This window comes from Actinoallomurus sp. CA-142502 (assembly GCF_050936355.1).
Lineage (GTDB): Bacteria > Actinomycetota > Actinomycetes > Streptosporangiales > Streptosporangiaceae > Actinoallomurus > Actinoallomurus iriomotensis.
This window is the reverse complement of sequence record NZ_JBNJMY010000001.1, coordinates 6,760,012-6,775,026: the sequence shown is the minus strand read 5'-3', so window position 1 is coordinate 6,775,026 and position 15,015 is coordinate 6,760,012. Positions and strand designations below refer to the sequence as shown.

Here is a 15,015-nt window from a genome sequence, read left to right as displayed (position 1 = left end):
GAGGCCCCCGGGCCGTTTCCGGCGACGGTGCCGCGCGTAGCGTGAAAATCGTGGAGCCTACTTGAGCGGGGGACGTCATGGGGAACGTGTTCGAGGTACTGCGCAAGGATCATGAAGAGGTCAAGCGGGCCCTGGCCGAGCTGGAGCGAGGCCCGACCGCCGCGTCCGGCGCGAACCCCGACCAGCTGACGCTGCGGGAGAAGCTGGTCGAGGAACTGACCATCGAGGAGTCCAAACACGAGGCGGTCGAGGAGGAGTACTTCTGGCCGGCGGTACGCGACCACCTCGAGGACGGAGACGCCCTGGCGGATCACGCGATCGAGCAGGAGGTGGCCGCCAAGTTCGTCCTCAACGACCTGATCGGCATGAAGACCGACGATCCGCAGTTCGAGGAACTGGTGGGACGCTTCATCACCGACGGGCGCGAACACATCGCCTACGAGGAGGACAACGTCTGGCCGGCGATGGAGAAGGCACTCAGCGCCGAGGAGGCGGAGGAACTCGGCCACAAGGTCGAGGAGGGCAAGAAGATCGCCCCCACCCGCCCGCACCCGCACACGCCACCGAAACCGGGCATCCTCAAGGCCGCCGGCCCGGCGGTCGCGGCAGCCGACCGGGTCCGCGACGCGGCCACCGGCCGCGGACAGGACTGAGCCTCCCGCGCCTCCTGCGGCGATCGGCTACGCCGGAGCCGGCGGTGGCCGGCTGATCGATTCGAAGCGGTCTTGTTACGTGAAGGCCGAGGTGCGGCCGGGCGTTCCGCACGGCCACCCCACGGCCGGCCCGTCATCGGCGCGGATTCCCGGCACTGGGAGGACCCGACGTGTCCGGGCGAGAGGTGGGTGTTCGTCTCCAGGGGCTCTTCTGACAGGAGAATTCTCTGCTCACAGAAGAAGCCCGCCATCGGCTACCCCGACCTCCGGCGCGGGAGGGTCGAGTCTGAGAGCCGTGTGCGACATGGCCCGCCGCCATCGGTGACCCAGCGAGCGTGTACCCGTGCGGCCGGGCCGTGCCGGGTCGGGCCGTTCCGGGCGGCGCGGGCAGGGCTGGCGGCTCGTGCCACCTACGGCGGTGATCGGCTCACTCCGGAGGCGGCGAGTCGGATCACCGCCGGAGGCGACGGCGGCCCGGAGCCGGTGACGTGCTTCCGGTCTCGGTGCGGGACGTCAGGAGCGGGCCTTGGCGGTGGCGCGGTCGTTGGCCTTCTGCAGCGCCTTGACGAGTTCCTTCTTGGTCATCTGTGACCGGCCGGGGACGTCCATCTCCTTGGCGAGCTCGTACAGGTGCTGCTTGGAGGCGTTGGCGTCGACGCCGCCCGCCGACGGGCGTGACGTGCCGCGGCCGCCCTTGGACTGTTCGTCCGACGGGCCCTTGGCGCCCTTGTTCTTCGGCTCCCAGTGGTCGCCGACCTTCTCGTGGGTGTGCTTGAGCGCGCCGTACGCGACCCGGTGCGCCCGCTCGCCCTCGCCGTACTCCCGGACCGCGGCGTCGTGGGCCTTGGCGAACGTGCGCTGGGCCTTCGCGTCGGAGCGCTTGATCGTGTCGGGCAGCTCGCTCTGCTTGGCCGTGCCCTTCTTGGTGGTCTTCGGCATTTCTCCTCCCGTGGAACGGATCCCCGTCACGGCAGGACCTACCCCGCAGGCGGCGCCCACACCTCCCTGACGGCGGACCCACGGCAGGGTCAGCGACCGAGGGCGAGGGCGTGCAGGTCCTCCAACGCGTCCAGGACGGTGGTCCGGTCGTGCCACTGCAGCCACCGGCCGGCCTGGGCGGTCACGCGATCCAGTTCGGCGGTCTGGACGTCGGTCAACGTGCTGGCGGGCCGCTCGTGATGCGAGGACACCACGCCGACACATCGTCCCGCGGCGTCGAGCAGGGGTGTGCTGTGGCAGGAGCGGCTGCCGGCCGCGAGGACGTGGATGCGGGAGTCGTCATCCAGCGCCGACGTGGTGGCGACGTCGGAGACGCTCACCCGGGCCGTCTGCTGGGCGGCCAGGGCGCAGGAGGTGGTGTCCTCGCCGACGTGCTGGAAGAAGTCGACGAACTCGTCGGTCAGGCCGTGGTGCGCGGCCAGTTCCAGGCCGCCCGAGGCCACGTCGACCAGCTGCACGTTCCCCATCGGGGCACCGGAGATCTCCATCACCTGTCGCAGGAGGGCGCGCACCAGGTCGGTGCGGTTCAGCCGTCCCGGCGGCCGTCCCGGCAGCAGCTTGCTCACCGGGGGAGCCGCCCACCGGCCGCGTCCGGCGAACCACCGTTCGCGCGGGTGGCGAGGCCGCGGTGCCGCGACGAACGCGGATGCCAGCGTGCGCACCGGCAGGTTGTGGTTCTGGGAGGTGCGGGCCAGCATCGTGAAGGCCACCCGGTCGTCGGCCAGCCGGTAGCGCTCCTGCAACATCCCCACCGCGCGCGAGACCACGCGGTTCGACCGGGTCTGCCGGCGCAGGTTCCGCACCGTCTTTCGCAGCTCGGCCAGCTCGGCGACGATCTCCGCCTCCACGGGTCCCACGGCGGGCGGACTCCCGGCGACCTCGCCGCCGAACGTCTCCTCCGGGGCCGGAGCCCGCCAGGTCGGCTCCACAGTGCTCATCGCGCTCTCCCACCGCCTTCGGGCCACCAGAGGTGGACCCGATGTGAGAGCGGCGCGGCTGCTTCACGACCGCATCGGACCTGACCAGCCTGTCCGCTCGCCGCCGCCTAGTCAAACCACGCTGTTTACCTCGCGGCGGCCGGGTAGAGCGGCACCCCCACGGCCCCGAGACTCAAGGGAGATGTGATGCCGGCCGAGGACCGTACCGACAAGGATCGGCAGCTGGACGCCGTCCGGGCCACCCCGGAAGAGGCGGTTCTGACCACCGACCAGGGCGTCGCCGTCAGCGACACCGACAACTCGCTGCGTCCCGGCGAGCGCGGTCCGACGCTGATGGAGGACTTCCACTTCCGCGAGAAGATCACCCATTTCGACCACGAACGGATCCCCGAACGCGTCGTGCACGCCCGCGGCGCGGGCGCGTACGGCTACTTCGAGGCCTACGGCGACGCGCTGGCCGGGGTGACGGCGGCGGAGTTCCTCACCGACCCGGGCGTGCGGACCCCGGTCTTCGTGCGGTTCTCCACCGTCGCGGGTTCGCGCGGGTCGGCCGACACCGTACGGGACGTGCGGGGCTTCGCGACGAAGTTCTACACGCGGCGGGGCAACTTCGACCTGGTCGGCAACAACATGCCCGTCTTCTTCATCCAGGACGGGATCAAGTTTCCCGACTTCGTCCACGCGGTGAAGCCCGAGCCGCACAACGAGATCCCGCAGGCGTCCTCGGCCCACGACACGCTGTGGGACTTCGTGCAGCTCCAGCCCGAGACGACGCACATGATGATGTGGCTGATGTCGGACCGGGCGCTGCCACGCAGCTACCGCATGATGCAGGGGTTCGGCGTGCACACGTTCCGCCTCGTCAACGAGGCCGGAGAGGGCACGTTCGTGAAGTTCCACTGGAAGCCGAAACTCGGCACCCACTCACTCGTCTGGGACGAGACCCAGAAGATCGCCGGGAAGGACCCGGACTTCAACCGCCGCGACCTGTGGGAGGCCATCAACGACGGTGACTTCCCCGAGTGGGAGCTCGGCGTCCAGCTCGTCCCGGAGTCCGACGAGCACGCCTTCGACTTCGACCTGCTCGACCCGACCAAGATCATCCCGGAGGAGCAGGTGCCCGTACGGCCGGTCGGCCGCATGGTCCTGAACCGCAACCCGGACAACTTCTTCGCCGAGACCGAGCAGGTCGCCTTCCACACCGCGAACGTCGTGCCCGGGATCGACTTCACCAACGACCCGCTGCTCCAGGCCCGGCTGTTCTCCTACCTCGACACCCAGCTGATCCGCCTCGGCGGCCCCAACTTCACCCAGCTGCCGGTCAACCGGTCGCTGAACGAGGTGAGCAACCACCACCGCGACGGCTACCACCAGACGACGGTGCACCGCGGACGGGCCGCGTACCACCCCAACTCCCTCGGCGGCGGATGCCCGGCGATCGCGGGCGACGGCTACGCGCACTTCCAGGAACGCGTCGACGGCAACAAGATCCGCAAGCGCAGCGAGAGCTTCGCCGACCACTACTCCCAGGCCACGCTGTTCTGGAACAGCATGGCCGACTGGGAGAAGGACCACATCGTCGCGGCGTTCCGGTTCGAGCTCGGCAAGGTCGAGCCCATGCACGTGCGCGAGGGCGTCGTACGGAACCTGGCCAACGTCCACCACGACCTGGCCACCAGGGTCGCCGAGGGCATCGGCGTCGAGCCGCCGGCCGAACCCGCGGGGCCGGTGAGCGACCAGCGCTCTCCGGCGCTGAGCCAGGCGAACAGCCCCACCGACACGGTCGCCACGCGCAAGATCGCGATCCTGGCCGCCGACGGCGTGGACGGCGACCACGTACGGGCGGCCATGACGGCGCTGACCGAGGCGGGGGCGACGTGCGAGGTGCTCGCCGCCGTCGACGGGTCGCTCAGCGCGGCCGCCGGGGACGACGTCGAGGTCACCCGGCCACTGACCACGGTCGCCTCCGTCCTGTACGACGCGGTGCTGGTGCCGGGCGGCGACCGTTCCGTCCAGGCGCTGGCGGGCGACGGCGACGCGGTGCACTTCGTCAGCGAGGCCTTCAAGCACGGCAAGGCGATCGGCGCCCTCGGCGACGGCGTCTCGCTGCTGGAGGTCGCCCGGCTCACCTCCGTACGGCGAAGCGACCGGGAGACCGTCGCCGACCAGGGCGTGGTGACCGGCGGTACGGCGGACGGCGACTTCACCGAGGCGTTCGTCACGGCGGTGGCGGCCCACCGTCACCCCGAGCGTGACCCGAGCGCCGTTCCCGCCTGACCGCCGAGCGAGCCGAAGCCCGCCGGGGAAGACTCCCCGGCGGGCTTCGGCTTGACGCGGGCGCTCAGTTTCGGCCGAACAGCTCCTGGGCCTTGGTCTTCAGCCCCTTCTTGACCACCCCGCGGGCGTCGGGGTCGCCCTTGATGATGGCCTCGGCGGCGTCCTTCATCTGTTCGAACTCCGCGTGCGGCGGGATCGGCGGGATGTCGGGGTCGCAGTGGACGTCGAGGAGGACCGGCCGGTCGGCGGCCAGGGCGCTCTCCCAGGCCGGGCCGATGGCCTCGGGCTTGCTCACCTCGATGCCCTCCAGGCCGATGGAGCGCGCGAACGTGGCGTAGGACATGTCCGGCAGGGTCTGGGACTCCTCGAACTTCGGCGCGCCGCCCATCGCGCGCAGCTCCCAGGTGACCTGGTTGAGATCGTTGTTGTGCAGCACGGCGATGACCAGCCGCGGGTCGGACCACTCGGAGCAGTAGCGCCTGATGGTGAGGAGCTCGGCCAGGCCGTTCATCTGCATGGCGCCGTCGCCGACGAACGCGATGGCGGGCCGGTCGGGGTGGGCGAACTTCGCGCCGATCGCGTACGGCACGCCCGGTCCCATGGTCGCCAGGGTGCCCGAGAGCGAACCGCGGACGCCGCCGCGGATCTTCAGGTCGCGGGCGTACCAGTTCGCGGCCGAGCCGGAGTCGGCGGTGATGATCGCGTCGTCGGGGAGCCGGGAGTTCAGCTCCCAGAACAGCCGCATCGGGTTGACCGGGTCGGCCTCCACCATGGCCTGCCGCTCGACGGTGCCCCACCAGCGGGCGACGTTGTCCTCCACGGTCTGGCGCCAGGACCGGTCCTCGGCCCGGTTCAGCTGGGGGATGAGCGCACGCAGCGTCTGGGCCGCGTCGCCGACGAGGTTGACCTCGGTCGGGTAGCGCATGCCGATCATGCGGCCGTCGATGTCGATCTGGATTCCCCTGGCGTCCCCGAACTCGGGCAGGAACTGGCTGTAGGGGAAGTTGGATCCGACGATCAGCAGGGTGTCGCAGTCGCGCATCAGCTCATACGACGGGCGCGTCCCCAGCAGGCCGATCGCGCCGGTGACGTAGGGCAGGTCGTCGGGCAGGACGTCCTTGCCGAGCAGTGCCTTGGCCACTCCGGCGCCGGTGAGCTCGGCGACCTCCATGACCTCCGCCGCGGCGGACCGGGCCCCCTGGCCGACGAGGATCGCCACCTTCGACCCGGCGTTGAGGATCTCGGCGGCGCGCGTCACCTCGGTGTCGGGGGCGCGGGTCACCGAAGGCGTGTAGCCGGGGACCGACGACGGGACGTTCTTGAACGCGTGCGAGGGCCCCTCGTAGGCCTCCTCCTGCAGGTCGGCCGGGATGATCACGGCGGTGGGAGTGCGGTCGGCGAGGGCGATCCGCATGGCCCGGTCGATCAGGTTGGGCAGCTGCGCCGGGACGGTCGCCATCTGCACGTACGCGCTCGCGACGTCCTTGAACAGGCTCAGCAGGTCGACCTCCTGCTGGTAGTTGCCGCCCATCGCGCTGCGGGCGGTCTGCCCGACGATCGCCACCACCGGAACATGGTCGAGCTTGGCGTCGTACAGGCCGTTCAGCAGGTGGATCGCGCCGGGTCCGCTGGTGGCCATGCAGACGCCCGGTTTCCCGGTGAATTTCGCGTAACCGACCGCCTGGAAGGCGGCCATCTCCTCGTGCCTGGCCTGGACGAACTGCGGGCTGTCATCGGCTCGGCCGAGCGCCGCGATGATCCCGTTGATGCCGTCGCCCGGATAACCGAATATGTGCTCCACGTCCCACTCGCGCAGGCGTTCGAGCAGGTAGTCGCCGACAGTGGGCGCCATGATCAGATCCTTCCGCGGTATGGGGTGCTCTGGGGAATTCGCTTCCCGGGCAGCGCGATTGAAACCCGATGGACGGGTAACCGATTTCATATGTCCCAGACACTTCTCCGCGATCTCGCGGCGCGCGTCGACGGTGAGGTGCGGTTCGACGCCGGGTCGCGTGCCGACTACGCACATGACGCGTCCAACTACCGGCAGGTGCCGATCGGCGTGGTGGTGCCCCGGAACGTCGACGCGGCCGCGGAGGCCGTCGCGGTGTGCCGTGAGCACGGTGTGCCGGTGTTCTCCCGGGGCGGGGGCACGAGCCTGGCGGGACAGTGCTGCAACACCGGCGTGGTGATCGACTGGTCCAAGTACTGCCGTCGCCTGGTGTCGGCGGACCCCGAGCGGAGGCGGGCCCTCGTCGAGCCCGGTGCCTGCCTGGACGACCTCAACGCCGAACTCTCGAAGTTCAAGCTGATGGTGGGCCCGAAACCGTCGACGCACGACACGTGCACGATCGGGGGGATGATCGGCAACAACTCCTGCGGCGCGTCGGCCCAGGCGTACGGGAAGATGGCCGACTCGGTGATCCGTATGGAGGTGCTGACCTACGACGGCACCCGGATGTGGGTCGGGCCGACCAGCAAGGAGGAGTACGACCGGATCCTCGCCGAGGGAGGGCGGCGAGCGGAGATCTACCGGGCGGCGTACGACCTGGTGCAGGAGAACCTCGCGCTGATCCGTACCCGCTATCCGGACATCCCGCGCCGGGTCTCGGGCTACAACCTCGACGCGCTGCTGCCCGAGAAGGGCTTCAACTTCGCCCGGGCCCTCGTCGGCAGCGAGTCGACGCTGGTGACCGTCCTGCAGGCGGAGATCTCACTGGTCCCGGTGCCGGCGTACCAGTCCCTCGTCGTCCTCGGTTACGACGACATCGCCGCCGCCGGCGACGCCGTGCCGACCGTGGCCCGGCACGAGCCGCTGGCCCTGGAGGGGATCGACGACACGCTCATCGACCTGGCCCGCGTCGAACACGTGGCGAAGCAGGGCGTGCTGAGTGAGCTGCCCGAGGGGTCGGGGTGGCTGATGGTCCGGTTCGGCGGCGACACGCAGGAGGAGGCCGACGAGCGCGCCGACCGCCTGCTGTCCGACATCCACCGGTCCGAGCACGGCCCGGGCGTGTCGTTCCTCGACGATCCGGGCGAAGAGGAGCGGCTGTGGAAGGTCCGCGAGGCCGGCCTGGGCGCGACCGCGTACCCGCCCGGCGGCCCGGACACGCATGAGGGCTGGGAGGACGCGGCGGTGCCGCCCGACCGGCTGGGAGACTACCTTCGCGACTTCCGCGGCCTGCTGGAGGAGTTCGATTACGGGTCGGCGTCCCTGTACGGGCACTTCGGCCAGGGGTGCGTGCACACGCGGATCGCCTTCGACCTCGACGATCCCGGTGGGGCCGAGAAGTACCGCCGGTTCGTCGAGCGCGCCGCGCGCCTGGTCGCCTCCTACGGCGGGTCGCTGTCCGGCGAGCACGGCGACGGCCAGTCCCGCGGCGAACTGCTGCCGATCATGTTCGGCGACGAGGTCGTCCAGCTGTTCGGCCGGTACAAGAAGATCTTCGATCCGGACGACCGGATGAACCCCGGAAAGGTCGCCTCGCCCCGGGAGGCCGAGACCGCGGTCGGCACGCCCGAGGTGTTCCGGCTGGACGAGAACCTCGACCACCTGGGCTACCACCCGGCCGAGCCGCGCACCTACTTCCACTATCCCGAAGACCACGGCCGGTTCACGCACGCGGCGGCGCGGTGCGTCGGCATCGGCAAGTGCCGCTCCTCCTCCGGCGGCGTGATGTGCCCGAGCTACCGGGTCACCCGGGAGGAGAAGCACGCCACGCGGGGCCGCGCCCGGCTGCTGATGGAGATGATGCGCGGCACGCCCGGCGGCGGCGAGGACGCCGTCATCACCGACGGCTGGCGGTCCAAGGACGTACACGAGGCCCTCGACCTGTGCCTGGCCTGCAAGGGATGCCGGGGTGACTGCCCGGTCAACGTCGACATGGCGACCTACAAGGCCGAGTTCCTGGCCCACCACTACCGCTGGCGGCCCCGCCCGCTCTCGCACTACTCGATGGGCTGGCTGCCGCTGTGGGCGCGCCTGGCCGCTGCCGCGCCGGGAGCGGTCAACGCCCTGACGCACGCGCCGGGGCTCGACCGGGTGGTCAAACGCGCCGGTGGCGTCGACCAGCGCCGGGAGCTGCCCCGGTTCGCGAGCGAACGCCTGACCGACTGGTTCAAACGCCGTGGAGGCCCGCGGGCGGACGGGCCGTCGGTCGTCCTGTGGCCGGACTCCTTCACCAACAACTTCCATCCCGCCATCGGCCGGGCCGCCGTTCGCGTGCTGGAGACGGCCGGGTTCCGGGTCGAGATGCCGCCGGTCCCGCTGTGCTGCGGACTCACCTGGATCTCCACCGGGCAGCTCGCCACCGCCGGGCGGGTGCTGCGCCGGACCGTCGACGCCCTGGCGCCCCGGCTGCGCGCCGGAGTGCCGGTGATCGCTCTCGAACCCAGCTGCGGCGCGGTCTTCCGCTCGGACGCCCCGGAGCTGCTGGCCGGCGACCCGGACGTCGAGCGGCTCTCGAAGCAGACGCACTCCCTGGCGGAGTTCCTCCTGGACCGGGCGCCGCAGGCGATCACCGCGCCCCCGCCGGGCACGGGCCGTACCGCCATCGCCCAGACACACTGTCACCAGCACGCCATCTGGGGGTTCGAGGCCGACACCGAGGTGCTCCGGCGCGTCGGCGTCCAGGCGGAGGTGCTGGACGAGGGTTGCTGCGGCCTGGCCGGCAACTTCGGCTTCGAACGCGGCCACTACGAGGTCTCCGTCGGCGCCGCCGAGCTGGGCCTGTGGCCGGCGGTGCGCGACGCCGACCCCGGCACCACCGTGCTCGCCGACGGCTTCTCCTGCCGCACCCAGATCGAGGCCGGCACCCGGGCGAAGCCCAAGCACCTGGCCGAGCTGCTCGCGGAGCTGCTGTGCCCGGAGGAGGCCGGTGAGCGCACCCCCGCCGCCAAGGCGCCGACGGAGGTCTCGTGATTGAGATATCCGCGTCCGCCTACACGATCCCGACGGACGCCCCCGAGGCGGACGGCACGCTGGAGTGGGACTCGACCACCATCGTCCTGGTCGAGGCGAGAGCCGAGGACCTGATCGGCATCGGCTGGACGTACGGCCCCGCGACCATCACGGGGGTGGTCGCCGAGCTGCTCGCCCCCGAGGTCGCCAAGAGCGGCGTGCTGAACCCGCCCGCCGCGCACGAGAGCATGTGCCGCGCGGTCCGCAACGCCGGCCGCCCCGGCACGTGCTCCATGGCGATCTCGGCCGTCGACTGCGCCCTGTGGGACCTGAAGGCGCGCCGCCTCGGCCTGCCGCTGCACCGCCTGCTCGGCGCCGTCCACGAGGAGGTGCCCGTGTACGGCTCCGGCGGCTTCACCACCTACGACGACGCGCGGACGCGCGAGCAGCTCGAGCACTGGGCCGGCGAGCAGCGCATCCCCCGCGTCAAGATCAAGATAGGGGAGGCGTGGGGAGGCCGGGAGGCGCGCGACGTCGAGCGCCTGCGCCTCGCCCGGGAGGCCGTCGGGCCCGGTACGGAGCTGTTCGCCGACGCCAACGGGGCCTACAGCGCCAAACAGGCGATCCGGGTCGCCGGGGTCACCGACATCCGGTGGCTGGAGGAGCCGGTCTCCTCCGACGACCTGGCCGGGCTCGCGACCGTACGCGACGCGGTGACGTGCGAGGTGGCGGCCGGTGAGTACGGCTATGACCTGCCCTACTTCGCCCGGCTGCTGCCCGTCGTCGACTGCCCCCAGGCCGACGTGACGAGGATCGGCGGGATCACCGAGTTCCTGCGCGTCGCCGGGCTCGCCCGCGCCCACGGCAAGGACCTGTCCGCCCACTGCGCCCCGCACCTGCACGCCGCCGCCATGGCCGCGATTCCGAACGCGCGCCACATCGAGTGGTTCCACGACCACGTGCGCATCGAGTCGATGCTCTTCGACGGCGTCCTCGACCCGGCCGGCGGCACCGTGCGCCCGCGCGACGACGCCCCCGGGCTGGGGCTGGAGTTCAAGCGCCCGGACGCCGAGCCCTACCGAGTCGCCTGAACCACCTGCGCCTCGGTCGAGGTCGGACAGGTTCAGCACGAAGCGGTAGCGGACGTCGCCCTGGTCCAGGCGGGTGAGAGCCTCCTGGACGCGGGCGGAGGGGAGCAGCTCGATGTCGGCGGTGATGCCGTGCTCGGCGCAGAAGGCCGGCATCTGGCTGGTGCCGGCACGACCGCCGGTGCCCGAGGAGGTCAGGTTCTTCCGGCCGTAGATCAGGTCCATGATCCGCAGCGGGATCTCGCCGGGCCGGCCGAGGACGCTCAGCGTGCCGTCCAGGGTCAGGAGACGCAGCAGCGGCGATCTGCTCGACTCCGGTTCCTGAGGAGACTCACAGGGGCGCGGGAGTGGCACCAGCCGGAATCCGGCCGTCGGTGGGCAGATCGTGTTCGGGGGCCCGCTGGTGGTCGCCGCTTACGGAGGATCCGGGCGCGAAGCCGTTTGTTCGTCGCCGTTGTTGTGGGTGCGTTGAGTGATGGTGCGTTCGAGGCCGTCGAGGAGGGCCAGGAGGCCGAATTCCCGGGTGGTGGTGGTTGAGGGGATGGCCACGGTGGTGGCGAGCAGCGGGAAGCGGCTGGCGTTGAGGAGTAGCAGCTCGCGCATGACTGGGGCGGCGCTGCCGTCCGTCCAGGTCTGAGTGCCTTGGGTGGCGGCCGGGTGGGTGGCGCGGATGTGGTGGGACACCATCATGACCGCGTCGAGCCGTTCGTGTTCGGTCAGGGGGGTGTCGGTGAGGGCGCTGAGGGCTGTTTCGGCCCATGCGGTCTCACGTGGGCCCATGACGCGGTCGCCCACGGTGACCGACGGCAGCCAGGGGTGGCGCCGCCAGGCGGTGGACAGTCCGCGGGCGTACTCCTCCAGCTTGGCCCGCCAGCCGGCCGCCCCGCTCAGGTCGGGGGGTGTGCCGACCGCCGCCTCGATCATGATGGCCATCAGCTCTGTCTTGCCGTTGACGTAGCGGTACAGGGCCATCTTGGTGAGGCCGAGCTCGGCGGCGATGCGGTGCATGGAGACCGCCTCCAGGCCCTCGGTATCGGCGACCTTGACGGCGGTGTCGGCCAGCCGGGCGAGGTCGTAGGCGGGCCTGGGGCCTCTGATACGCGGCTTCCGCAGGCCCCACAACAGTTCCGCCAGTGTCCTCGGATCCTCGTTGACCGCCACGTCGCCTCCCGCTTGCCATCCGCCAAAACTGTCTCTACCGTACACAGTGTTCTGGGGACACAGTTAATTTCCGGACCCGGGAGCAGGCGGTGGCCGAGGGGCCACGCCGTGAAACAAGGAGTGGGCCATGTCCAGATCAGTGCTCGACATGTCGATGTCCCTCGACGGGTACATCGCCGATCCCAACGACTTCCTCGGCGGCAACGATGGCGAGCGGCTGCACAAGTGGGCTGACTCGGACCAGCATCCCGGGCTGGTCAAGCAGTTCCAAGACGAATGGAACGGGGCTGGTGCGATCCTCGCGGGACGGCGGACCGCTGAGCTCATGGACCACTGGGGCGGCTCTCACGGCGGTGCCCCGATCTTCGTCCCCAGCCACCGGCCGCCCAGCCCGGCCGCCAGGTGGGGCTATCCGCTGGTAACCTACGTGAACGACGGGATCGAAAGCGCGATGGCGCAGGCGAAGGCCGCCGCCGGGGAACGGGACGTCCAGATTCGTGGCGGCGCGTACACGGTGCAGCAGGCCCTTGAGGCCGGAGTGCTGGATGAAGTGCAGATCCACCACATTCCAGTACTCCTGGGCGCAGGGCGCCGGTTGTTCGACGTCCTGCCGTCGGAGATCGAGTTGGAGATCATTCAGGTGCTCGACACGCCCGAGGCCACCCACATCCGCTACCGCGTCCGCCGCTGAGCCGATCGGCCACGGACCGGGCTGGGCGTTACCGCCCAGGGGACGTTGAAATTGGTTTCGGTCATGATGGAAGAGTGACTGCTTTGCCTGGTTGGCCTTGTGGCCCCAGGCCGGGTTTCGCGAACGATCGGACGCATGAGGGCCTCAGCGCCCGCCACGGCCTGACCCGGGCCTGTTCGCCCCATCGCCCCTGACGCCCTCGATCATCTCTCTGGGACGCTCACCTCGCTAACCCGTGACCAACACGCGGCCCGTTTCTGCCGTATTCCGGTGGCACCCCAGGAAAGCCCAGAGTTCGTGCGAACCGAAGGGTCCTCACGATGAACCCACGAGCCTTCAGGCTCTTTCGACGGTTCTGGCCCTTGGGTTCGGGGAACTGGCGGGGTCTTGTTCTTCGGCCATGGTCGTCAGTCACCGTGCGTTGAGCCCATCTAGGTGACGGTTCTGGCAATTCGTCGGGAGTTCGCGACCATGGCTCGTGATCTCTGACAGAGCAGGTCGATTTATGAGCCGGAGGGTCGACGAGCCTCGCCGTTGTCCGTTCGATTGACTCGACTCGCCAGCTCCCAACCCCAGCTGACGACATCGAAAGCCGCCGTGTGGGCAAATCGATGCGGGCGGCTTAAGGCCCTTGACCTCAACTTTGGTTCAGGTTTTATGTTGGATGCATGACCTTCACCGATGCCGAGCTGGAGTACCTGACGAAGCATCCGCTCGGACGTTTGGCCACTATCGGGCCAGACGGCGCCCCGCAGGCGCACCCCGTCGCCTTCTGGGTCAACCCCGACAGCGGCATAATTGAGATCGGCGGCCCCGAGCTGTCCAAGAGCCAGAAGTTCCGGAACGTCAAGGCTGACCCCAGGGTCTCTTTCGTGGTTGACGATCAGGCCGAGACTCCCAACCCCATCGGCCAGACCGGACGAGGGATCGAGATACGCGGTCGGATCGAGATCGTCTCCCAAGACCCTCCGCTCATTCCCGGCTTCAGCCACGAAACGCTCCACCTTCACCCGCACCGGATCATCAGCTGGAATATCGGCGAGTTCGTGCCGGCCGGATCGGCGCGTCCGGCGCACCTGCAGGGGTACAACTCCCGCGATGTCTCCCGGTAGCCGTAGCCGCTGGCCCAGGCGCGTAATCTCCTTACGAGTCCCAGCGGACGAGCCCGACGGCCGCCGCGTCGGCGTCCGCGCCCGCCGCCAGCCGCAGGGAGGAGGGGAGCGGGAAGCCGCGCGACCAGGCCCGTGTCGACTGCGGGGCAGGCCACACCGCCGGGGCGGCGTACGCCTGCCTCCGGGGGGTGACGGCGTCCGCCGCCGTTCCCGTGACGACGGCCGACGCCACGCACGGCGCGGCGATCGCGCACGCCGCCGGGCGGCGACGCCGTACCGGGGCGCGCCGGCCCGTCGATCCGCGAACACGTGCCATACGGTCCCCACAGGACAGGGCCACGACCGGGCCGGTGTGGGAACGATTCCCTGCGACATGGCAATGATCAATGCCGTGGTGTCGCCGCGACGGGCTATTCGTCCGCTCCGTGCCCCAGGCGGCGTACGAGCAGGTATCCGGCGACCGAGACGACAACCCAGGCGAGCGTGGCCACGGCCAGCGCGACCCAGCCGCCCACCGTGTGAGCCGACACCGCGCAGACGATCGCGAACGCCACCATGCCCACCGAGCCGATCGCGGCACCGCGCGCGTCGTCCCGCGCCGCCCGGAGATCCTCCTCCTTGGCCACCAGCGTCAGGGACGCGAGCAGGATGGCGGGGAACGCGAGGAGGACACCGCCGGCCCGCGGGCCGAAGACGGTGGAGACCACCCCGGCGACGGTCGAGACGGCGGCGCCGAACGCGAACCGGACGAGCAGCGCCTTCGCCCGTACCTCGCGGACGCGGCCGATCCTCACCCTGACGTGCGGCGGGCCGGAGCGCCCGGCGCTCACGGCAGCACCCAGGCGCACGCACCGGCGACCACGAACCACGGGATGACGGCGATGGCCGCACCGGCCAGCGGGCCGAACCTCCGCAGCGCCCGGACCGCGACCACGCTGTAGATGAGCAGTGCGATCGCGCCCGCCACCATGCCGGCCGCGGCGGCCCGTACGTCGGATTCGCCCTTGGTCACCAGCGTCACCGCGAGGCTGCCGAGGGCCACGGACGGCGCCGCCGAGAACACGCCGGAGAACCGTTTCGGTGTCGTCACCTCGGAGATGAGGGCGAACACGACGACGAGCAGCCCTCCGAACAGCGCCTTCAGCGCCACCTCGATCATGTCACCCCCGCGGCCGCTACATTCGCGTGTTGTCATC

The 15,015-nt window shown here is 70.5% G+C and carries 13 protein-coding genes; 6 read left to right on the top strand and 7 right to left on the bottom strand.

Going from position 1 to position 15,015, the window contains the following annotated elements; all coding sequences use genetic code 11:
• The first annotated feature begins 77 nt into the window (after positions 1-77).
• Complete coding sequence (locus ACQEV1_RS31955) at positions 78-653, top strand: hemerythrin domain-containing protein (RefSeq protein ID WP_433398385.1); 576 nt, start codon at positions 78-80, stop codon at positions 651-653.
• A 513-nt stretch (positions 654-1,166) separates the two neighbouring features.
• Here ACQEV1_RS31955 and ACQEV1_RS31950 read toward each other — a convergent pair.
• Positions 1,167-1,592 carry a ChaB family protein gene (locus ACQEV1_RS31950; protein ID WP_285622993.1) on the bottom strand — a complete coding sequence of 142 codons (426 nt, stop codon included), beginning with the start codon at positions 1,590-1,592 and terminating at the stop codon, positions 1,167-1,169.
• Positions 1,593-1,681: 89 nt separating this feature from the next.
• Complete coding sequence (locus ACQEV1_RS31945) at positions 1,682-2,590, bottom strand: ANTAR domain-containing protein (RefSeq protein ID WP_433398383.1); 909 nt, start codon at positions 2,588-2,590, stop codon at positions 1,682-1,684.
• Positions 2,591-2,776: 186 nt separating this feature from the next.
• On the opposite strand from ACQEV1_RS31945, the gene ACQEV1_RS31940 reads away from it, so the two are divergent.
• Complete coding sequence (locus ACQEV1_RS31940; RefSeq protein WP_433398381.1) at positions 2,777-4,867, top strand: catalase; 2,091 nt, start codon at positions 2,777-2,779, stop codon at positions 4,865-4,867.
• Between the two features lie 64 nt (positions 4,868-4,931).
• On the opposite strand, the gene ACQEV1_RS31935 is transcribed toward ACQEV1_RS31940, so the two are convergent.
• A complete protein-coding gene (locus tag ACQEV1_RS31935; protein WP_433398379.1) occupies positions 4,932-6,719 on the bottom strand; it encodes a thiamine pyrophosphate-requiring protein in 1,788 nt (595 codons plus the stop codon).
• Between the two features lie 90 nt (positions 6,720-6,809).
• Between ACQEV1_RS31935 and ACQEV1_RS31930 the strand changes: the two genes are divergently transcribed.
• Together ACQEV1_RS31930 and ACQEV1_RS31925 are read left to right on the top strand one after the other, a co-directional pair.
• The gene (locus tag ACQEV1_RS31930) at positions 6,810-9,788 is read left to right on the top strand and encodes an FAD-binding and (Fe-S)-binding domain-containing protein (protein ID WP_433398377.1); all 2,979 of its coding nucleotides are present in this window, start codon (positions 6,810-6,812) and stop codon (positions 9,786-9,788) included.
• On the top strand, positions 9,785-10,858 hold the full coding sequence (locus ACQEV1_RS31925; protein WP_433398375.1) for an enolase C-terminal domain-like protein: 1,074 nt from the start codon (positions 9,785-9,787) through the stop codon (positions 10,856-10,858). The genes ACQEV1_RS31930 and ACQEV1_RS31925 overlap by 4 nt, the downstream gene beginning before the upstream one ends.
• Before the next feature lie 411 nt (positions 10,859-11,269).
• On the opposite strand, the gene ACQEV1_RS31920 is transcribed toward ACQEV1_RS31925, so the two are convergent.
• A complete protein-coding gene (locus tag ACQEV1_RS31920) occupies positions 11,270-12,016 on the bottom strand; it encodes a TetR/AcrR family transcriptional regulator (RefSeq protein ID WP_433398373.1) in 747 nt (248 codons plus the stop codon).
• Between the two features lie 127 nt (positions 12,017-12,143).
• On the opposite strand from ACQEV1_RS31920, the gene ACQEV1_RS31915 reads away from it, so the two are divergent.
• Both ACQEV1_RS31915 and ACQEV1_RS31910 read left to right on the top strand, forming a co-directional pair.
• The gene (locus tag ACQEV1_RS31915) at positions 12,144-12,707 is read left to right on the top strand and encodes a dihydrofolate reductase family protein (RefSeq protein ID WP_285622977.1); all 564 of its coding nucleotides are present in this window, start codon (positions 12,144-12,146) and stop codon (positions 12,705-12,707) included.
• 668 nt (positions 12,708-13,375) lie between these two features.
• Positions 13,376-13,819 (top strand): PPOX class F420-dependent oxidoreductase, encoded by a 444-nt coding sequence (locus ACQEV1_RS31910; RefSeq protein WP_285622975.1) that lies wholly within the window; start codon positions 13,376-13,378, stop codon positions 13,817-13,819.
• Between the two features lie 31 nt (positions 13,820-13,850).
• Here the strand turns inward: ACQEV1_RS31910 and ACQEV1_RS31905 are convergent, their stop codons facing one another.
• From ACQEV1_RS31905 to ACQEV1_RS31895, 3 genes are all read right to left on the bottom strand, one after another.
• Positions 13,851-14,135 (bottom strand): hypothetical protein, encoded by a 285-nt coding sequence (locus ACQEV1_RS31905; protein WP_433398370.1) that lies wholly within the window; start codon positions 14,133-14,135, stop codon positions 13,851-13,853.
• Between the two features lie 94 nt (positions 14,136-14,229).
• Entirely contained in the window at positions 14,230-14,649 is a 420-nt protein-coding gene (locus tag ACQEV1_RS31900; protein WP_433398368.1) for a DUF3147 family protein, read from the bottom strand.
• Positions 14,646-14,978: a DUF3147 family protein gene (locus ACQEV1_RS31895; RefSeq protein WP_285622969.1), complete on the bottom strand. Its 333-nt coding sequence runs from the start codon at positions 14,976-14,978 to the stop codon at positions 14,646-14,648. The genes ACQEV1_RS31900 and ACQEV1_RS31895 overlap by 4 nt, the downstream gene beginning before the upstream one ends.
• Between the last annotated feature and the right edge of the window lie 37 nt (positions 14,979-15,015).

What these genes read in the sequence shown, in the direction of transcription:
- ACQEV1_RS31955 (WP_433398385.1), top strand. Translation starts at nt 78, where the DNA reads ATGGGGAACGTGTTCGAGGTACTGCGCAAGGATCATGAAGAGGTCAAG.
- ACQEV1_RS31950 (WP_285622993.1), bottom strand. Translation starts at nt 1,592, where the DNA reads ATGCCGAAGACCACCAAGAAGGGCACGGCCAAGCAGAGCGAGCTGCCC.
- ACQEV1_RS31945 (WP_433398383.1), bottom strand. Translation starts at nt 2,590, where the DNA reads ATGAGCACTGTGGAGCCGACCTGGCGGGCTCCGGCCCCGGAGGAGACG.
- ACQEV1_RS31940 (WP_433398381.1), top strand. Translation starts at nt 2,777, where the DNA reads ATGCCGGCCGAGGACCGTACCGACAAGGATCGGCAGCTGGACGCCGTC.
- ACQEV1_RS31935 (WP_433398379.1), bottom strand. Translation starts at nt 6,719, where the DNA reads ATGGCGCCCACTGTCGGCGACTACCTGCTCGAACGCCTGCGCGAGTGG.
- ACQEV1_RS31930 (WP_433398377.1), top strand. Translation starts at nt 6,810, where the DNA reads ATGTCCCAGACACTTCTCCGCGATCTCGCGGCGCGCGTCGACGGTGAG.
- ACQEV1_RS31915 (WP_285622977.1), top strand. Translation starts at nt 12,144, where the DNA reads ATGTCCAGATCAGTGCTCGACATGTCGATGTCCCTCGACGGGTACATC.
- ACQEV1_RS31910 (WP_285622975.1), top strand. Translation starts at nt 13,376, where the DNA reads ATGACCTTCACCGATGCCGAGCTGGAGTACCTGACGAAGCATCCGCTC.
- ACQEV1_RS31905 (WP_433398370.1), bottom strand. Translation starts at nt 14,135, where the DNA reads ATGGCACGTGTTCGCGGATCGACGGGCCGGCGCGCCCCGGTACGGCGT.
- ACQEV1_RS31895 (WP_285622969.1), bottom strand. Translation starts at nt 14,978, where the DNA reads ATGATCGAGGTGGCGCTGAAGGCGCTGTTCGGAGGGCTGCTCGTCGTC.